At 61.8% G+C, this 17,080-nt stretch carries 14 protein-coding genes and 3 pseudogenes; 10 read left to right on the forward strand and 7 right to left on the reverse strand.

Going from position 1 to position 17,080, the window contains the following annotated elements; all coding sequences use genetic code 11:
* Window positions 1-659 precede the first annotated feature (659 nt).
* From AC0L2K_RS33845 to AC0L2K_RS33875, 7 genes and pseudogenes are all read right to left on the reverse strand, one after another.
* A pseudogene (locus tag AC0L2K_RS33845) lies at window positions 660-1,420 on the reverse strand (transposase); the annotation flags it as partial.
* 67 nt (window positions 1,421-1,487) lie between these two features.
* The gene (locus AC0L2K_RS33850; protein ID WP_473533514.1) at window positions 1,488-2,714 is read right to left on the reverse strand and encodes an aminomethyl transferase family protein; all 1,227 of its coding nucleotides are present in this window, start codon (window positions 2,712-2,714) and stop codon (window positions 1,488-1,490) included.
* Window positions 2,714-4,285 (reverse strand): phytoene desaturase family protein, encoded by a 1,572-nt coding sequence (locus AC0L2K_RS33855; protein WP_473533515.1) that lies wholly within the window; start codon window positions 4,283-4,285, stop codon window positions 2,714-2,716. The genes AC0L2K_RS33850 and AC0L2K_RS33855 overlap by 1 nt, the downstream gene beginning before the upstream one ends.
* Window positions 4,272-5,894, reverse strand: a complete 1,623-nt coding sequence (locus AC0L2K_RS33860) for a phytoene desaturase family protein (RefSeq protein ID WP_473533516.1) — start codon at window positions 5,892-5,894, stop codon at window positions 4,272-4,274. The genes AC0L2K_RS33855 and AC0L2K_RS33860 overlap by 14 nt, the downstream gene beginning before the upstream one ends.
* Window positions 5,891-6,943: a histone deacetylase family protein gene (locus tag AC0L2K_RS33865; protein WP_473533517.1), complete on the reverse strand. Its 1,053-nt coding sequence runs from the start codon at window positions 6,941-6,943 to the stop codon at window positions 5,891-5,893. Before AC0L2K_RS33865 ends, AC0L2K_RS33860 begins: the two co-directional genes overlap by 4 nt.
* Window positions 6,940-7,407, reverse strand: a complete 468-nt coding sequence (locus AC0L2K_RS33870) for a GNAT family N-acetyltransferase (RefSeq protein WP_473533518.1) — start codon at window positions 7,405-7,407, stop codon at window positions 6,940-6,942. The genes AC0L2K_RS33865 and AC0L2K_RS33870 overlap by 4 nt, the downstream gene beginning before the upstream one ends.
* Before the next feature lie 184 nt (window positions 7,408-7,591).
* Entirely contained in the window at window positions 7,592-9,148 is a 1,557-nt protein-coding gene (locus tag AC0L2K_RS33875; RefSeq protein WP_473533519.1) for a class I adenylate-forming enzyme family protein, read from the reverse strand.
* Window positions 9,149-9,218: 70 nt separating this feature from the next.
* On the opposite strand from AC0L2K_RS33875, the gene AC0L2K_RS33880 reads away from it, so the two are divergent.
* The 10 genes and pseudogenes from AC0L2K_RS33880 (at window position 9,219) to AC0L2K_RS33925 (ending at window position 16,407) form a co-directional block, all read left to right on the forward strand.
* Window positions 9,219-10,121 carry a TetR/AcrR family transcriptional regulator gene (locus AC0L2K_RS33880; RefSeq protein WP_473533520.1) on the forward strand — a complete coding sequence of 301 codons (903 nt, stop codon included), beginning with the start codon at window positions 9,219-9,221 and terminating at the stop codon, window positions 10,119-10,121.
* Window positions 10,118-10,597, forward strand: coding sequence for a MaoC family dehydratase (locus AC0L2K_RS33885; RefSeq protein ID WP_473533521.1), 480 nt, complete (start codon window positions 10,118-10,120; stop codon window positions 10,595-10,597). Before AC0L2K_RS33880 ends, AC0L2K_RS33885 begins: the two co-directional genes overlap by 4 nt.
* Window positions 10,597-12,666: a 3-hydroxyacyl-CoA dehydrogenase NAD-binding domain-containing protein gene (locus AC0L2K_RS33890; RefSeq protein WP_473533522.1), complete on the forward strand. Its 2,070-nt coding sequence runs from the start codon at window positions 10,597-10,599 to the stop codon at window positions 12,664-12,666. Before AC0L2K_RS33885 ends, AC0L2K_RS33890 begins: the two co-directional genes overlap by 1 nt.
* The gene (locus AC0L2K_RS33895; protein WP_473533523.1) at window positions 12,663-13,844 is read left to right on the forward strand and encodes an acetyl-CoA C-acyltransferase; all 1,182 of its coding nucleotides are present in this window, start codon (window positions 12,663-12,665) and stop codon (window positions 13,842-13,844) included. Before AC0L2K_RS33890 ends, AC0L2K_RS33895 begins: the two co-directional genes overlap by 4 nt.
* Before the next feature lie 80 nt (window positions 13,845-13,924).
* Entirely contained in the window at window positions 13,925-14,362 is a 438-nt protein-coding gene (locus AC0L2K_RS33900; RefSeq protein WP_473533524.1) for an acyl-CoA thioesterase, read from the forward strand.
* A gap of 178 nt (window positions 14,363-14,540) precedes the next feature.
* Window positions 14,541-14,852, forward strand: a complete 312-nt coding sequence (locus AC0L2K_RS33905; RefSeq protein ID WP_473533525.1) for a hypothetical protein — start codon at window positions 14,541-14,543, stop codon at window positions 14,850-14,852.
* Between the two features lie 453 nt (window positions 14,853-15,305).
* Window positions 15,306-15,473 carry a hypothetical protein gene (locus AC0L2K_RS33910; protein WP_473533526.1) on the forward strand — a complete coding sequence of 56 codons (168 nt, stop codon included), beginning with the start codon at window positions 15,306-15,308 and terminating at the stop codon, window positions 15,471-15,473.
* A 28-nt stretch (window positions 15,474-15,501) separates the two neighbouring features.
* Window positions 15,502-15,621: pseudogene (locus AC0L2K_RS33915) on the forward strand (tyrosine-type recombinase/integrase); the annotation flags it as partial.
* Between the two features lie 13 nt (window positions 15,622-15,634).
* A pseudogene (locus AC0L2K_RS33920) lies at window positions 15,635-16,212 on the forward strand (IS91 family transposase); the annotation flags it as partial.
* A 42-nt stretch (window positions 16,213-16,254) separates the two neighbouring features.
* Window positions 16,255-16,407 carry a transposase gene (locus AC0L2K_RS33925; protein WP_473533527.1) on the forward strand — a complete coding sequence of 51 codons (153 nt, stop codon included), beginning with the start codon at window positions 16,255-16,257 and terminating at the stop codon, window positions 16,405-16,407.
* Window positions 16,408-17,080: the final 673 nt, after the last annotated feature.

Here is a 17,080-nt window from a genome sequence, read left to right on the forward strand (position 1 = left end):
TGCCAGGCGAACGGTCGAGACCGTCTGTGACGCCATCGGCCAAATCCTCGGCACTGTCACGTCAACCGAATGCAGAAGTTACTTCATCGAGGCCGGCTATGCGCCAACCTAAATTCATCCCGCTCTAGAGCAAGGCGTATCCTCCGCAGATCGGCCCGGCGCGGCGCTGCTCCGCAGGCCTGGGCGTTGGTGGAGAGACGCTCTTGGTTGGTCCTAAAACGCTCGCAGTCCATATAATCGGATTCAGGTTGGGCATGGCGAACCGTCAGTCGGCCGTATCCCTGTCGATCTGAGAGACCCCGCCGCCCGGCCGGGGCCATCCACGTCACCGTAGAAGGCGCCGGCATATGTCGGATGATGCAAAGACCTGGACGATGCGGGCCTTCCGTGGCGGCGCTCACATGAGTTGGCCCGGTACGGCTCAGCCAACGCTTCGTCGGCAAGTCGCTCGCGATGATCACTGGCCGGACGACGGTCAGTCGCAACTGGTCTTTCGCCCGTGCGGATTCTAGATGTTTTCCGCGCGTCGGCACAAGCGTCTGAAATCATTCGACAGCGATTCTCATTGTTCGATGGAAATGACAGATCATCCCTTTCATGGGTTTACGCGAATTCGGCTTGCTGCCGCCGGAGGAGTCGACCGTGAACAATGAGATTGGTCAGGCCTCGTTTGGCTGACTTTGGAGGGCTGCGATGAGAAGCCACAAAAGCTGCCTGAACCAGTTGAGCAGGAGGGAGAAGTTGTAGCCGGGGGCGGCCAGGATGGCGTTGAGGGCGTCGCCCTGCCGGCCGGCGAGGTAGTTGCGGCCCATCCGATGCTTGGCCTTGATGTGGCCGATGACGGGCTCGATGCCGGAGCGGCGGCGCATCTGGCGCTTGATGGCCGGGGTGACGCGGCGTTTCTGGCCGCTGGTGAAGACCCTGAACTTGTGGCTCTGCGGTGCGTTGTGGCCGCGATAGCCGGCGTCGGCGAGAATGCGGCCGATCTCGTTGCTGATGATCTTTTCCATGTCGGGGATGACGCTTGCCAGCGTGTGGCCGTCATAGGGATTGCCGGGCAGTGCTTTTGCATGCAGGGCGAACTGGCCGCCCTTGGAGCGCTTCAGCGTGTGGCCCGCTTGAACTGCTTGGCGTGGGCATAACGCTGGTGGCTGATCAGCGCCAGCTTGGAGACCCGCACATAGCTCTGGCGCAAATGGAGCCCCTTCCTCTTGGCCAGCCGCACCAGCCGCTCGCGCGCCCGGTGGATGAGCTTGGCGTCGGTCGGGAACATGACGTTCTTCGGCTGCATGGTGGTGTCGACGATCACCTGGCGCGTGTCGCCGGGCTTCATCGCCCCGGTCTTGACCGCAAGGCTGAGGCTTTCCTGCAACAGCGCCACGATCCGCTCCTCGCCCATGCGGCTGCGCCAGCGGAGGAGCAAGGGTGGGGACGGGGCGGCAGTCCGCCGCCTCGCAGCGCATCCGGCAGCATCCCGCCCGGTCCGCCTAGAAGGCGGCGGGCGGGGTCGCCGAACGGCGCTTGTGGGTGAAGAAGGGGCGATCGACGATCGTGGTCCGGACCTTCAGCTTTCGCCATACGAGTTCGCGGAGCGTGTAGATCTCGACCCAGAGATTGTCGTTGGCCTTGCCGATATATTTGCTCTGGAGCGAGGCGATAGCGATGTTGCGCTTGGCGGTGGGAGACCATGCCGCGGCGGTGATATGGCCGATCTCCTTGTTGCCGTTCAGGTAGACGAGGGAATCGACCGCCGGCACGTTGCCTTCCGTGTCTAGGCCGACGAGCGAGTAGCGCGAACTGCCGCTGTCGCGTTCGCGGAGCAGAGCCGTTCGTCCGGTGAAATGCGCGGCCTTGTCGAAGGCGATCATCCAGCCGAGCCCAATCTCGAAGGGCGAGCGACGGCGTTCGGCCCGAATCGCCCTGGTTGCGCTGACGAAATCCGAATTCGTCACGATGAACCCGGCTTCGAGCCGCGCGAGGTTGAGGGCGTTGCTGCCGATCGACGTGATGCCGTAGAGCGAGCCGGCATCGAACAGCCTGTCCCAGAGGCCAAGCGCATTTTCCGGCGACAGGACCAGCTCATAGCCGAGGTCACCAGTGAATCCGGTGCGCGACATCATGATCGTTGCGCCGTCGATCACAAAATCACGGATGCCGAAGGGCTTCAATGTCTCGATGCCGGTAAAGCCGGCCTCCTTCAGGACGGTGCAGGACGTCGGTCCCTGGACGGAAAGGCCGGCATAATCCTCGCTGACATCGCCGACTGAGACGTCGAAGCCGACCGCGCTGTCGCAAAGCCAAGCGAAATGCCGCTCCTGGCAGAACAGCATGAATTCGTCGGCGCTGCGACGGAAGATCGTTCCGTCGTCGACTACCTTGCCGTCGTCGTTGCACCAAGCTGTATATTGCACCCGTCCCGGTGCGAGTTTCGTGATGTCGCGCAGGGTCATCTTGTCGAGCAGGGCGGCCGAGTCGGGACCGGTGATCCGGTATTTCACCATTGGCGTGATGTCGAAGACCGACGTCGAATTGCGGATCGAGAAATACTCCGTCGACTCATCGGCGATCACACCGGCGGCTAGATAGCCGGCCCAGCCGTGCCAATCATGCGTCGTCGAGAGCTCGGAGATGCGCGGGTAGAACGGGGTCTCCTTCAACGGCTTGCGGTAATGATCGCGAGGAAAGGATTTGTGGATCTGATCGGCGCTTATCATCACACGGCCCTCTGTTTGAGGATTCGCTTTGCTGCATTAAGGCCGGCGAGGCCCCTGATCCCGCCGCCGGGATGGCTGCCGGCGCCGCAGAGCCACAGGCCCTTGAGCGGAGTCTCGTATTGCGCCGTCTCGGGTACCGGCCGGAGCATGAACATCTGGTCCACCGCGAGTTCGCCGTGATGCCAGTGACCGCCCGGCAGGCAGTAGCGCGCCTCGAGATCCGCCGGGGTCAGGACTTCGGTGCCGACGATCTGCTGGCGCAGGCCCGCGGAAACGGTATCCAGCGTTGCGAGAACGCTTTCCAGGAAGCCAGCACACTGCTCCTCATTCCATCCGCCCTTCAAGGCATACGGCGCATAGATGGCGTTGATGGACAGGACGTGATGCCCCGCCGGAGCAAAGCTCTGATCGGTCACGGTCGGGACGACGATCTCCAGCGCCGGATTGGGCGAGAAGCGGCCGTATTTGGAGGCATCGAAAGCCTTTTCGAGCGCGTTGATGCCGGGCGCGACGAGAAAGCGGCCGGCCATGCCGTTGCCCTCCACGTCGTTGAAGCGCGGCATGCCGTTCAGCGCGATGTGGATGCGCGCCACATTGCCCCTCGCGCGGAAATTCCGGACGCGGCGGACGAACTCGGTGTCGAGATGTCTCGGACCGACGAGGTCGAGCAGGGTCTGACGGGGATCGGTGCCTGATACTACGAGTTTCGCGGCGATCTTCTCGCCGGGGCCCGTCAGCACGCCGGTGACACGGTGGTCCTCAATCAGGATCTTGTGGACCTTGACATTGGTCTCGACCGTGACGCCGGCGACTGTGGCGGCCGCATGGAAAGCCTTGGCGACCGCGCCCATTCCGCCGTTGGGCACAGCGACGGCGCCCTGGACACCCGCAACCTGGCCGGCGAGCCGGTAGAGCAGGGTCAGGAGCGTGTTCGGCGAGCGGGGTCCGAAATGGTTGCCCAGCACGGCGTCGAAGGCGAGCGCGCCATTCAGGCGATCGTCCTCGATCTCTTCCTCGAGGACGTCGGCGATATTCATCAGAATCATGCGCAGCAGTTCGCGCATCCTCTCGCGACCCAGCCCTCGGATCGAAAGGCCCAGTTTTCCGAGCGTCATCCAGTCCGTGAGTTCACCGTTCTTCAGGCGTGGCGGCGTTTCGGACAGCATGCGTCCGAGCGTGTCGGCCAGCTTGAGAAGCTTGGCGCGCAGCTCCCGCCATGCGGTGAGATCGGCCTTCGACAAGTCGCCGTCAATCGTATCGCCGAAGCCGCCCCGCATCACCAGATTGCGGCCGTCCGGCGAGAGTAGTGTGGTCGGCAGTATGGCCGGGGAAAGCTCTAGGCCGTGACGTCCGAGATCGAGCGCGGCGATGACGGCGGGATCGATCTGGTTGACGATATGGGCGACTGGAGAGACCTTGTAGCCCGGCGCGAACTCTGCCGTTCGCGCCGCGCCGCCGATCTCGGGGCCGGCCTCGAGCACCAGGACCCGGTGCTTCGACTTGGCCAGCACAGTGGCGCATGCGAGGCTGTTGTGGCCGGCGCCAATTACGATGATATCAAAGGATCGCATAGGCATCACTTACCACAGTTGTGTTCCGCTTCAGGTCGCTGAGAATTTCTTTCGCCGCATTGCGGCCGGGAGCGCCCATGACGCCGCCGCCGGGATGGGTCGACGATCCGCACATATATAGGCCGGAGATCGGGGCCCTGTACTGGGCATACCCGGGGATCGGGCGATTGAACAGAATCTGGTCGAAGGTCAGTTCGCCCTGGAAGATGTTGCCTTCGGTCAGGCCGACCTCGGCCTCGATCTCGCGCGGAGTGCGAACCTCCATATGCAGGATCTTGGAGCGGAAATCGTCGGAATAGTCGGCAATCTGGCTGACCACGGTCTCGGCGAAGGCGTCGCGATCGGCGTCGGTCCATTCCCGGCCCTCCACCTTAGGCGGGCAATATTGCACGAAGCAGCTCATGAAATGCTTTCCCGGCGGCGCCATTGTCGGATCGACGGTAGTGGGGATCATCAAGTCGATGAAAGGATCGGCCGACCATTTGCCGGCCTTCCAGTCGTCATAGGCCCGCTCCATTCGTTCGACCGTATCGGTGAAATGCAGGTCGCCCTTGATACAGGGCGATCCTTTAGGCAGGGCGCGGAATGTCGGCAGCCCGTCGAGCGCGATGTTGACCTTGCCGGACGAGCCGCGGATCTTGTAGTTGCGCACCTTCTTGAGGAATGTGTCCGGCAGCTCCTTCTCGTCGACATGTTTGAGGAAGGTCCGCTTGGCGTCCATGTTCGAGACGACGATCCGGGACCGGACCTCCTCGCCGTTTTCCAGAACCACGCCGACGGTACGGCCGCCGCGCACCAGGAACTTGTCGAGGCCGGCGTTTAGCCGGATCTCGCCGCCATAGGACTGGAGCGATTGCGCCAGCGCCTGCGTGATCGCGCCCATGCCGCCGCGGGCATAGCCCCAGGCACCGATCGTTCCGTCGACTTCGCCCATGTAGTGATGGAGGAGAACATAGGCCGTTCCAGCCGACATCGGCCCCAGCGCCGTGCCGATAATGCCTGAAATCGACAGCTTCGCCTTTAGAACCTCCGTCTCGAAATATTCGTCGAGGAAATCCGAGATCGACATGGTCCAGAACCGCATCATGTCGCATATTTCGCGTTCGGTCAGGTCGTGCAGCTTCTTGCCGATATAGAGCAGTTCGGAAACGTCGCGTGGGCGGAACGAAGTTGGATCTGGCGGCGTGCGCATCAGCATCGGCTGGATGAAACGGCACTGGCGGATCAAGTCGGCCGCATAGCGTTCGTAGGCCTCGGCGTCCTTTAGGGAAAAGCGTTCGAGTTCGCGCCGATGCGCGTCGTGGTTGCGGTAGCTCGCAAGCGCGTCCCCGTCCTGGGTCAGGACAGCGCCGCCTTCGAAAGGAAGGATCTGCAGGCCATGACGCGGCAGATCGAGGTCGCGAATGATTTCCGGGCGTAGCAGGCTGCACACGTAGGAGCAATTGGAATATACGAAGCCCGGGTAATGCGAACGGCTTGTGGCCGCGCCCCCGACCCAGTCGTTCTTCTCGATGACGAGAACCGATAACCCCGCCTTGGCGAGATAACACGCGTTGACGAGGCCGTTGTGACCGGCTCCCACGATGATTGCATCATAACTCTTGCTCATATTGCCCTCACGCCCAGAGCGGCCTGTGTCTCTTCGAATCCGTGCAGCAGGCGGATCAGATTTGCTCCTAGCGAGGGGTAGACATAGCCTCCCTCCTGGACGAGCACGGTGGGCAGGCCGGCACTGCCGACCATCTCGCCAATTCGCGAAAATCCGCCGCCGGTAACCTTCAGCCCACCGAACGGGTCTTCTTCCGACGCATCGAGACCCATGGCCAAAACCAGGGCGGATGCCGAGAAGCGATTGATTACGCCTATCGCAATCTCGAGCCCTCGCAGGTATGCCTCGTCGCCCGAGCCGCGTTCGAGCGGAATATTGAGGTTGGCGCCTTCTCCCTCGCCATGGCCGACTTCCGATGCATAGCCCGAAAAGAACGGATAGAAGCGCTGCGGATCGGCATGGATGGAGATCGTCAGAACATCGCCGCGCTCATAGAAGATCTCCTGCGTGCCGTCCCCGTGATGCAGGTCGATATCCAGGATGGCGACGCGATCGTATCGGCTTCGAAGGATGGCGGCTGCAATCGCCGAATTGTTAAGGTAGCAGAATCCAGATGCGGTATTGCTCGATGCGTGGTGCCCCGGTGGCCGGCAAAGGGCATAGACATAGCGCTCGCCTTCGAGAACGAGATGCGCCGCAGTGGCTGCGACATTGGCGCTCTCGCAGGCCGCCTCGAACGTATGCGCCGAGATCGGGCAGGCGGCATTGGTCAGGTGAAACCCCGCTTGGCCTTCAACCGCCAGCGGATAGGCGCCGCGCCCGCGACCGACCGCATGCACATTCGGGATGATCTCGACCGCGTTGGGATCCACATGTTGCCACCTGGCCCAACTGGTCTCGAGAAACTTTAGATAGTCGGCGTCGTGGACAGCCTCCCGCTTGCCGGGGCCGTAATCCTTCGGCGGGACGACTTCACAGCCCGCAGCTCTGGCCGCCTTGAGCAGGATATCGGCGCGTTCGGGCACTTCCGGATTCGGAATATCGAAGCGGCTGTTCAGAAAATGGCGCGGCTGGTGCAGCCGGTGTTTGTCGGAATAGACGGTCTTCATGAAATTGCCTGTAAGGACTTGCGGTTGAGCGCGAGGCGATAAACGGCATCGCCGTCCTTGAATTCTCCCGTCGCGACGAAACCGAGCGAACGATAGAGGCGTGTGGCCGTTTCGTTTCCCGGCGTGACCGCCAGCATGATCTCGCGGCAGGCGGTCGTCTCGACGAGGAGAGCGATCGCAGCTTCGACGGCGGCTCGTCCATAGCCGTGGCCCTGATGGTCCGCCCCGATGATGACACGGTGGATCCAGCTCGTTTCGTCGTCCGGCTTGAGGACGATATGGCCGACCACGCGCTCGTCGACCTCGACGGCTAAGGGCAGGAGCTCCGGCACGTAGGCACATTGGGCGAGCGAGAAGGCGGCCGTGAACACGAAAGCCGTCTGGCGCTCCTGAACCTTGAGCCAGGCACAGGCTTCCCAGTTGTGCGCGTCGACCTTGACCAAGGCCAGAGTCGGTGAAGTCATGGCGCTATTCCTCCGGCGAGACAACATGCGGATGCACGCAATCCAAATCGGGGATCTCGGGGCCGGCGCTGGGCCCGATCCAGAACGAATAGGCTAGGACGAAGGCCAGTAGGAAAACGAGCAGCGCGACCACTACGGCGAGGGCTGGGAACGGCAGTGCGGGTACTGCCGTCGATGACTCGCTTCATGACCATTGCGACGTCTCGCGATCGAAGGTGGCCGGATTCGTCGACAAGATGACCTGCTGCAAGCGGGGCTTGTCGACCTTATCGCCATTCGCTGTCATCGGAAGCGCTGGCAGGTAGGTGATGAAGCGCGGCACCTTGAAGGGGGCCAGCGCGGTGGCGCAGTGCGCGGCGATCGTCGCGGGCGGCAGCGTGTCGGGGGCGGCTTCGTCGCCGAGGACGATGCAGGCCCTGACTTCTTCTCCGCGCCGGTCGTCGGCAACGCTGACGATTGCGACCTGGCGTACCGCTTCGAGCTTCGAAATCACATGCTCGACCTCATAGGCCGAAATGAACTCGCTGCTTCGGCGAATGACGTCATTGAGGCGCCCCTCAAACCTGTACCAGCCCTCCTCGTCCATGGTGAAGAGGTCGCCGGTACGGAACCAGCCATCGACATGCGCGCGTTCGGTTGCATCGGGCCGGTTGTTGTAGCCGAGCGAGATGCCAGGTCCGCGAACCCAGAGCTCCCCGAGTTCGCCGGCGGCAGCCGGTTGGTTGTCGGGACGCAGGATCTTAACTTCGCGAAACGGAGCGGGAATGCCGCAGGTGGCACCCTTCGCCTTTTCGGTCGCGGCACGCGGCACATAAAGCACGGCGCCCAGCTCCGTCGTACCATAGGCCTCCCGCGCGATGGTGCCGAACCGGTCCTCAATCTCCTGTCGGCGGGCGGGATTGATGCCGAAGCCATGGACGAATCTAAGCTCGTTCTCGCGATCGTCGGCCTTTTGCGGCTGCCGCAGCACGAGTTCCGGGAAATTGCAGTAGTTGATGCCGAGGGTCTTGATCCAGTCGAGCAGCCGCGTCGAGCTGATGCGCCGAGCGCAGTAGAAGGTTGCGCGGTTGAACATGGACATGACTAGGACGTACAAAGGCTCCATGTAGAAAAGCGGTTGTGGAACCAGGAGCTTGTCGAGCGGGGTCTCGATTTCCTCGGCGACTACCCAGCCGAGCTTCAGCCAATATTCATGCGTCAGCAGGCAGCCCTTCGGAAAGCCCGTCGTCCCCGACGTGTACTGGATATTGGCGAGATCGCCTGTCTGCACCGACTCGTTATCAATTCCGTTACCGCTGTCCACCAGGAGTTTGGACCAGCTCACTCCGCCGGGCAGGGCACTTGCGCCGATCGTCACCGTCGCACGGAGCTTCGGCATGGATTCGCACGCCAGCAGCTTCTCGTGCAGGTCCTCGACCGTGATCAGGATATCGGCACCTGAATCCCCCAGCACGAAATCGATTTCGCGCGTAGTGGAGTTGGGGTTGATCGGCACGGTGACGGCACCGAGCTTGAGCAGGGCGAACCAGGCGACGAGGTTTTCGAGGATATTGGGCGTCATTAGTGCGACCCTGTTCGCCTTGCGGACCCCTAGCCCCTTCAGTCCCTGCGCCGCCTGATTCGCATCCGCCGCAAAGTCGCCATAGGTGATCTGTCGACCGTCTTCGAAGAAATCCATCGCGATTCTGTCGGCGGAATCCGACGCGCAGGTCTCGAGCAGCTCAAAGAGGTTGTTTGGCAATAGAGCCGTCTCCACGCGGCGGCGTAGAGCCTCCGGCCCGGCATTCGGCTGTGGGATGCTTACTCGAAACATGGGTTTAAGATCGTCCTTAGGAATTGACGTTGAATTCAATTTCAATTATTCGTCTTTGCCAGCAGCTGTCAAGGGGCCCGCGAAGCAACGGTTCCCGCGGTCCAATCAAAAGAGGTGCCTTTTGCGTTTTCGAGATCATGTCGCCAAACTCGTCGAGGAGACCGCCAGTGCTCCCAAAGGCGACAGGACACGCCTTCGGCTAAAGCTCGGTGCGATCGACGTCCTGGAGCAGATCGGCTATTTGGATGCCCGCATTCCCGACATCGCGCGAGGCGCGGATGTGGCGGTGGGGACGTTCTACACATACTTCCTGGACAAGAAGGCCATCACGGTCGAACTAATGACCGAGCTGGTCACGTTCCTTGACGACCAAAACCGACTGGCCATCGGCGGCTCCGATCCGTTCTCCACGGTGCTGGCGAAGATTACGCAATATGTGCGGGTCTACAGCTCCAATGCAGGATTGCTACGCTGCCTGCAGCAGCTCTGCGATATCGACAGTGACTTCCAGGCGCTGTGGAACGAAACCAACCACCGGTTCTCCCGAATATTCGCCGACGGCATGACGCGTCGCCTGAACAAGAAGATCGAACGCGAGCTTCTGCAACTGGTCGGCTACGGGCTGGCCGCCATGGTCGATGAACTCTTGCGGTTGATCTACGTGGTTAAGGATCCCCGGCTCGTGGCCCTGGTCGCCTCGAATGATCACGCGGCCGAAGTCCTGTCGGTGCTCTGGTATCGCGCCGTCTATGCGCAGGATCCGCCAGCGGAACGGCTTCGTTTCGCAAACAGTCTCCTCGCCGCCAACCACATGTTCAATGTCGAGGAACTCGCGGGGGTCGAGGAACTCGCGGGGGTCGACGAAAACCGGGGACATCAGAAACGCGGAGAACAGAAATGACCGTTCCGCAGGAGACCGTGCCTTTCTCATTCGAGAGCGCCGATTCTTTCGTCGGCAAGAGCATCGGCGCGTCGAAATGGCTCGAGATCGACCAGATGCAAGTCGATACATTCGCGAAGGCGACCCTTGATGACGACTGGATGCACATCGATCCGAAGCGCGCGAGCGAGACGGTCTACAAGGGCACGATCGTCCAGGGTTTCCTCGTCCTGTCGCTGCTCACGCAGTTCTGGCACGAGATGGGTGTCGCCGATCCGAGCCTCGACCTAGCCCTGAATTACGGTCTGGACCGGGTGCGGTTCACCCAGCCGGTGCCCGTCGGCTCGCGCATTCGCCTGCTGACCAGCCTGTTGTCGGTGGAGCCGCGAAAGGACGGCAGCAAACTGCTCACCACGCGTAATACTGTGGAACTCGAAGGCTCGGAAAAGCCGGCGATGGTCTGCGACTGGAGGACGCTGTGGTTCAAGAAGATCTGATGCCGCCGCGCGCCAAGGAAGTTCGCGCTGCATCCGTCATGCCGGGCATCGGCTTGCTGCTGATCGAAGCTTCTCCGATGAACGTCCTTGCCACGCCCGTCATAGCGCGCTTGGCGGCCGAACTCGACCGGTTGGAACGAGATCCGAAGGTGCATTCTATTGTCATTGCCGGCGTCGGCAAGCACTTTAGCGCCGGCGCGGATATCGAGATGCTCGATGTGGATAAGGTGTCGCCGGGGCTTTCCGTCCGTGCTTTCGTCGAACGGGTTGGCAGGTGCGGCAAATTCGTCATCGCGGCAATCGAGGGCATATGTTTGGGCGGCGGCCTGGAGATCGCCATGGCCTGCGACCTCCGGGTCGTGTCGCAATCGGCTACGCTGGGATTGCCGGAGATCAAGCTCGGCCTGATCCCAGGCGCGGGAGGCACCCAGCGTCTTCCCCGATTGATCGGCATCGACAATGCATGCGCCCTGATAACCTCGGGCGAATCCATTACCGGCCTGCAGGCTGCGCAACTCGGGCTCGCCGATATAGTCGATGAGTCGCCCCTGGAGCGGGCCCTGTTTATCGCCGGGGAAACTACTGCTCGCCCCAAAGCGCGCACAAGCGAGAGAAGCGTTGCGACTCCTGTCGGCAAGTTCGTTCCATCCAAACGCGTCCAGCCCGGCTTCGCGGTGAAGAAGGCGACCGATGCGATAGAGGCCGCCCGATCCCTCGATTTCGATCGGGGTCTCCAGCAGGAGGCGCATAATTTTGCACTTTGCCTGAAGTCACCAGCGGCGCAAAGCCTCACCTACCTGTTTAAGGCTGAGCGGCAGGGAAGGTCCGCGGAGGCGGCTAAGCCCACTATTCCGTCCCAGGTCGCGGTCATTGGCGGCGGCGCCATGGGCCGGGGCATAACCCTTGCATTCCTGGATGCAGGCCTAAGCGTCACTGTCGTTGAGCAGGATGCGGAGCGCATGGCGCATTCCAAGCAGCTCCTCGACGAGCACTTCGAGACATCCGTCCGACGGGGCCGACTCAATGCGCAGGCTCGTCAACAATTCGGCGAGCGGCTGGCCTTCTCCCACCAGCTGGAAGTCGCGGCGGCGGCCGATTTCGTCGTCGAAGCCATCGTTGAGAGCATAGCCGCGAAACGCGCGCTGTTTACAAGCCTCGGCAGGTTCTGCAGCAGCGACGTTATCCTCGCCAGCAACACGTCGAGCCTCGACATCGACCTGATAGCCGACAACGTTCCCAATCCCGAGCGGGTTGTCGGTTTGCACTTCTTCAGCCCGGCGAATGTGATGCGATTGGTAGAAATCGTCGTCGGCCGACGCACCGACGATGCGGTTGTCGCCACCTGCATGGTGATCGCCAAGCTTCTGCGCAAGGTGGCCGTTACGGTCAAGGTCGGTCCAGGGTTCGCCGCCAACCGCATGCTCGCCGCCTACTTGCGCCAGGCGACGCTGCTTTTGGAGGAAGGCGCCGAGTCTCAGGATGTCGACGCTGCGCTGCATCAATTCGGCTTCGCAATGGGGCCCTTCGCGGTCTATGACCTTTCGGGAAACGACGTGGCGTTGAAAATGGCGCAGGAAAATCCTGGCCTGGCGCGGGAGGCGGGCCGCCCCACGCCGTTGCTGGAGCGCGTCGTCGCGCTGGGCCGGCTGGGACAGAAATCCGGCCTTGGCTGGTATCGCTACGAAAACGGCAGCCACGAACCACTTCCCGACACGCAAATCTCGGAACTGCTCGCGCGGCGGGCTGACGAAATGGGTATCGCAAGGCGCGCGATTCCGCAGAGGGAGATCCGCGCGCGATGCCTCCACGCCATTGTCAACGAAGCCTGCCGCATCATGGAAGAGGGGTTGGTCGAGCGTGGCAGTGACATCGACGTTATCTGGACGTCGGGCTTCGGATTCCCGAAGGAGCTTGGCGGCCCCCTTTTCTGGGCCGACCGCTTCGGGCTCGCCAACCTGGTCTCCGAGATGGAGCGCCTTTTCGACAAGTCGGGCCTCGTGCCGGCCACATTGCTTCGCAGGGCGATGAACGAGCGCATCGCGCTCAGCACATGGAGACGTCAGAAATGAGGGAAGCGGTTATCGTTTCTACTGCGCGCACGCCGATCGGCAAGGCGTTTCGCGGTGCATTCAACGCTACGCATGGCGCAACCCTTGCCGGGCACGCGATCCGCGCCAGCGTCGAACGCGCCGGTGTGGCACCCCAGGACATCGACGACGTGATCCTCGGTTGCGGCATGCCGGAGGGTGCGACGGGCCGCAATATCGCGCGCCTTGCAGCGATTCGTGCAGGCCTCCCTGTCAGCGTTTCAGGCGCGACGGTCAACCGGCTCTGCAGCTCTGGCCTGCAGGCAATCGCCTTCGCGTCTCACCGGGTCATGCTGGGCGAGGCGGATATCATGGTCGCCGGCGGTGTCGAATCGATCAGCCTGGTCGAACCCTTTATGAATGCTGTAAGCGAACGGGAGGAATGGCTTTCCGTCCACAAGCCCGATATCTGGATGCGGATGATCGACACGGCGGAGAATGTGGCGGTCCGCTACGGTGTTTCGCGCGAAGCCCAGGACCTTTATGCATTAGAGAGCCAGAAGCGCACCGCGGATGCCCAGGCTGCCGGACGCTTCTCTAAGGAAATCGTGCCGATCGAAGTCACCATGAGGACCAGGGACAAGTCCGGCGCCGGGACCGCAGAGGTCAACATCACGCTGGATAGAGACGAGGGCAACAGGCCCACGACCACCCTCGACCAACTGGCTGCATTAAAATCCGTCTCGAACCCAGACGGCAGCATAACCGCCGGCAATGCCAGCCAGCTGTCGGACGGCGCGTCGGCCTGCGTGGTGATGGACGGCAGGGAAGCGGAACGAAGGGGACTTGAGCCGCTCGGGTTCTTCCGGGGCATGGCCGTTGTCGGCTGCGAACCCGACGAAATGGGGATCGGGCCAGTTCTCGCGGTGCCGAAGCTATTGAGTCGTCACGGGCTCACGGTCGATGACATTGATCTCTGGGAGCTCAATGAAGCCTTTGCCGTGCAGACGGTCTATTGCCGCGACAGGCTCGGCCTGCCGTCGGAGCGGCTCAACGTCAACGGAGGCGCCATCTCGATTGGTCATCCCTATGGAATGTCGGGCGCACGCATGGCAGGACATGGCTTGCTCGAAGCCAAGCGAAGGAACTTCAGAAATGTGGTGGTTACCATGTGCGTGGGCGGCGGCATGGGTGCGGCGGCGCTGTTTGAGGCTTCGTAGGGCCATCGAGAACATCGGCCCAACGGCGATTTCCTTAACTCACCCGGCGTCTCACCTAAGCTCGCAATAGGAGTCTGTCGATGCGAACTTACACAGGTGTTGTCTATCCTTTCCAATGTGACGCAATGGGCCACATGAATGTTCAGCATTATATGGCAGCATTCGACCAAGCGATGTGGCATCTGGTTCGGTCGTTGGGTTATTCGCTCGAAGCACGAATAACCAGGAACGAGGGCTGGGCGGATGTCCGTCACGGTATAAATTTTCTGCGGGAGCTCAGGTCAGGGGACCTTTTCTGCGTTGTGAGTAGCGTTCTCGAATGCGGCACCAAGTCTTTGACTACCTGCCATAGGATGCTGGACTCGAACGACAATCTGGCAGCGACGGACGACATAAAATCCGTCTATTTCGATCTGGCAGAGCGCAAGGCAATTTTGCTGCCAGATCACATCAGGAATGCGGCGCGCGAGGCGTCGGCCAAAAGAGTGTTCGACCGAGAGCTTACGCCATTTGCCTGACCACCCCCATGCGTCGACCGGAGCCCCGTAGTTTTCGCTGTCAGGCAGCGCTCAGCCGGCTTGGCATTTCTTGGAAGGCCTACTGGGCGGGCAGCAATATCAGTTACGTGCTTAGCTTGTGCTTCAAACCCGAGTTACCGCGCAACGTGGTCCTTAGAAATTTCTTGAGCGAGCAGTAATGGACAAATGGGCAACCAACCAGAAGCTAAAGATCTTCGTCGCTGAGGGATTTCCCACCCTCGCATATTCGGGGATCATAGCTGGCCTCAGTGCGGTCAACAAGGTCCTCGATTCGGAAGCCTACACCTGGGATGTCGTTTCAAGCGAAGGCGGTGCAATTAGCTCTGATGCTTTGCACCACGTAATGACTAGAGCCACGACGAGCGAGTGCCGGCGCAGCGATGCCCACCCTGCGAATTTCATCGTTCTGGTTTCCGCGGATCTAACTATCCATTTCATCCTCGCTGCGGTGAGACGGTGCTTATTCTGAGGCGCTATGCCTACCGTGGAACCGAGTTGGTGGTCATTTCGCAGCATGACGGCTCCCTTGCCTGCATACCGGCGTGGATGATGCGCGAGGCGGCGAGATACTTCAAGCTATCGACTGAGCTGCGGCTTTCCCTTGGGGCCTTGCAATCTCTGCGCGCCGAGATCGATGCACTTTTAGGGATAGTGTCCTGAACGCCGGCGGCAAGGATCGCTGGACAGTCCCCGAGGATACTTTCACGCTGGTCCGGGAGCTTGCGCGCCTGATGCCGGCCATCAGATTGCGCGGCTCCTCAATCGAGCCGGTAAGCCGACCGGGCGAGGCAATGGCTGGACCCAGGCGCGGATCTGTTCGTTCCGCAGTCATTACGGCATTGCCGTCCACCGCGCGAGCGAATGGGCTGAGCGCGGCGAGATTACGCTTGAAGCTGCCGCGCAAATCACGGATGTGAGCGTGATGACGGCGCTGCGCATGGCCCGGCTTGGCATCATCAAAGGGCGGCAAATATGTTATGGCGCGCCCTGGGCGTTCAAGGCGGCGGAAATCGTCGCCTATCGCGCGCAGAACGCCCCGCAGCGTCCGCTAACAGCCGATCCGGCTCAACAGCGCTTTGATTTTCAATGACATAGAAAGTCAGCATTATGACTCGTGGCTGCTCGGCCACAACAACCTGTCGAGCACGGCGCGCTACACCAGGGTCTCGAATGGCCTCATCCGGCGCACGACGAGCCCGCTCGACCGGCTGAACGTCGAGGTCGTGCCGCCGGGCTGATCAGGCCCCGACCATGCCGGCGAGACTGGAGGTGGCGGATATCTTTCGCCGCCATGGCGAGGCGTATCGACAGGTCCATGACGGCCATCTCGGGCGCGTCGAGCGCCGCACGATGAGCGAATCGAGCTATGCCGGACCGCCGAACTGGGCGGTCATGTCGAGGGCTGCCGCTCCTGCGGGGCGATCCGCGTGGCCTACAATTCCTTCCGCAACCGGCATTGCCCCAAGTGCCAAGGCCAGGCCTGCCGGGACTGGCTCGCCGCGCGGCAGGACGAGCTTCTGCCGGTGCCCTACTTCCACGTGGTGTTCACGCTGCCGATCGAAGGTCGCCGCGATCGCCTTCCAGAACAAGACGGCGCTCTACACGATCTTGTTCAAGGCGGCGGCCGAGACGCTACGCACGGTCGCCGCCGATCCCAGACATCTGGGCGCCGAAATCGGCCTCATCGCAGTGTTGCACAGCTGTGGCCGGACGCTCACCTAACATCCCCACTTGCATTGCATAGTGCTGGGCGGTGGCATCTCGTCCGACTGCACACGCTGGATCTCGTGCAGGCCGGGCTCTTTTTGCTCGTGCGGGTGCTGTCGCGCCATATTGGGGATGTGCGTCGCTTCGATACGCCGCCGCAGTCGATGGCCTTTTTCGGCCTCGTCCCGGGGGAGCGCTCGACCGGTGACACGGTTCGCCGGTCGAGCCTTACACTCGCCGGCAATCGACACGCCCGTCGCGCCCTGGTCGAAGCGGCATGGACTTACCGCTACCCCGCCAAGGTCAGCGAGGCCTGAGAGTGCGGCTCGAGGGGGTTGCCCAAGGCTGTCCGCGATATTGCCTGGAAGGGGCAGGTCCGGCTCTGCGCCCGCTATCGTCGCCTCAGCGCCAACGGCAAGAAGCCGCCGGTGGTCGTGGCTGCGATCGCACGCGAGATGGGCCGCCTTCTTGTGGGCCATCGGCCGAGAGGTCGCGCCGTCATAACCGGTCTCGACCCAACCCGCTGCACAGTGCTGGGGGCGGGGCCACGGTGGGGAACTCCCGTCGCTGGTTTATGTGGCCGAGCCGATGCGCCCGACGCCCGCCCTCTAGACCGAGGACAGCTCCGAGACGAAGACACGGAAAGGCGGTACCAACCCGCGGATGATGATCAACCGTCGTCTCTGAGCTCCACCCCCAGCCCTGTGGAGCTTCAGCCGATCCGACTGCATGGCAAACCTGCCAAGCAGGCGAGCCTTCTTGCCTTCAACCTTGACAGGGAACATGAGAGCTAGTGCGCAGCCTCGATATGAGTTTGATCTATATCAAGTGCAATCTTTTCGGTCTACGAGCCGTCGCCTCTATGATCTATTTTGAGATGAACATACGACGGGCGCCGCCGCCGATTGGCCTCATCCAGCGAGTTGACAGTGAATTCCATCAAGCAATCCGACCCCGATAGCCCATTGACGTCCAGCCGCCCGTCCCAAA

It is taken from the genome of Mesorhizobium sp. WSM4817 (assembly GCF_055811135.1).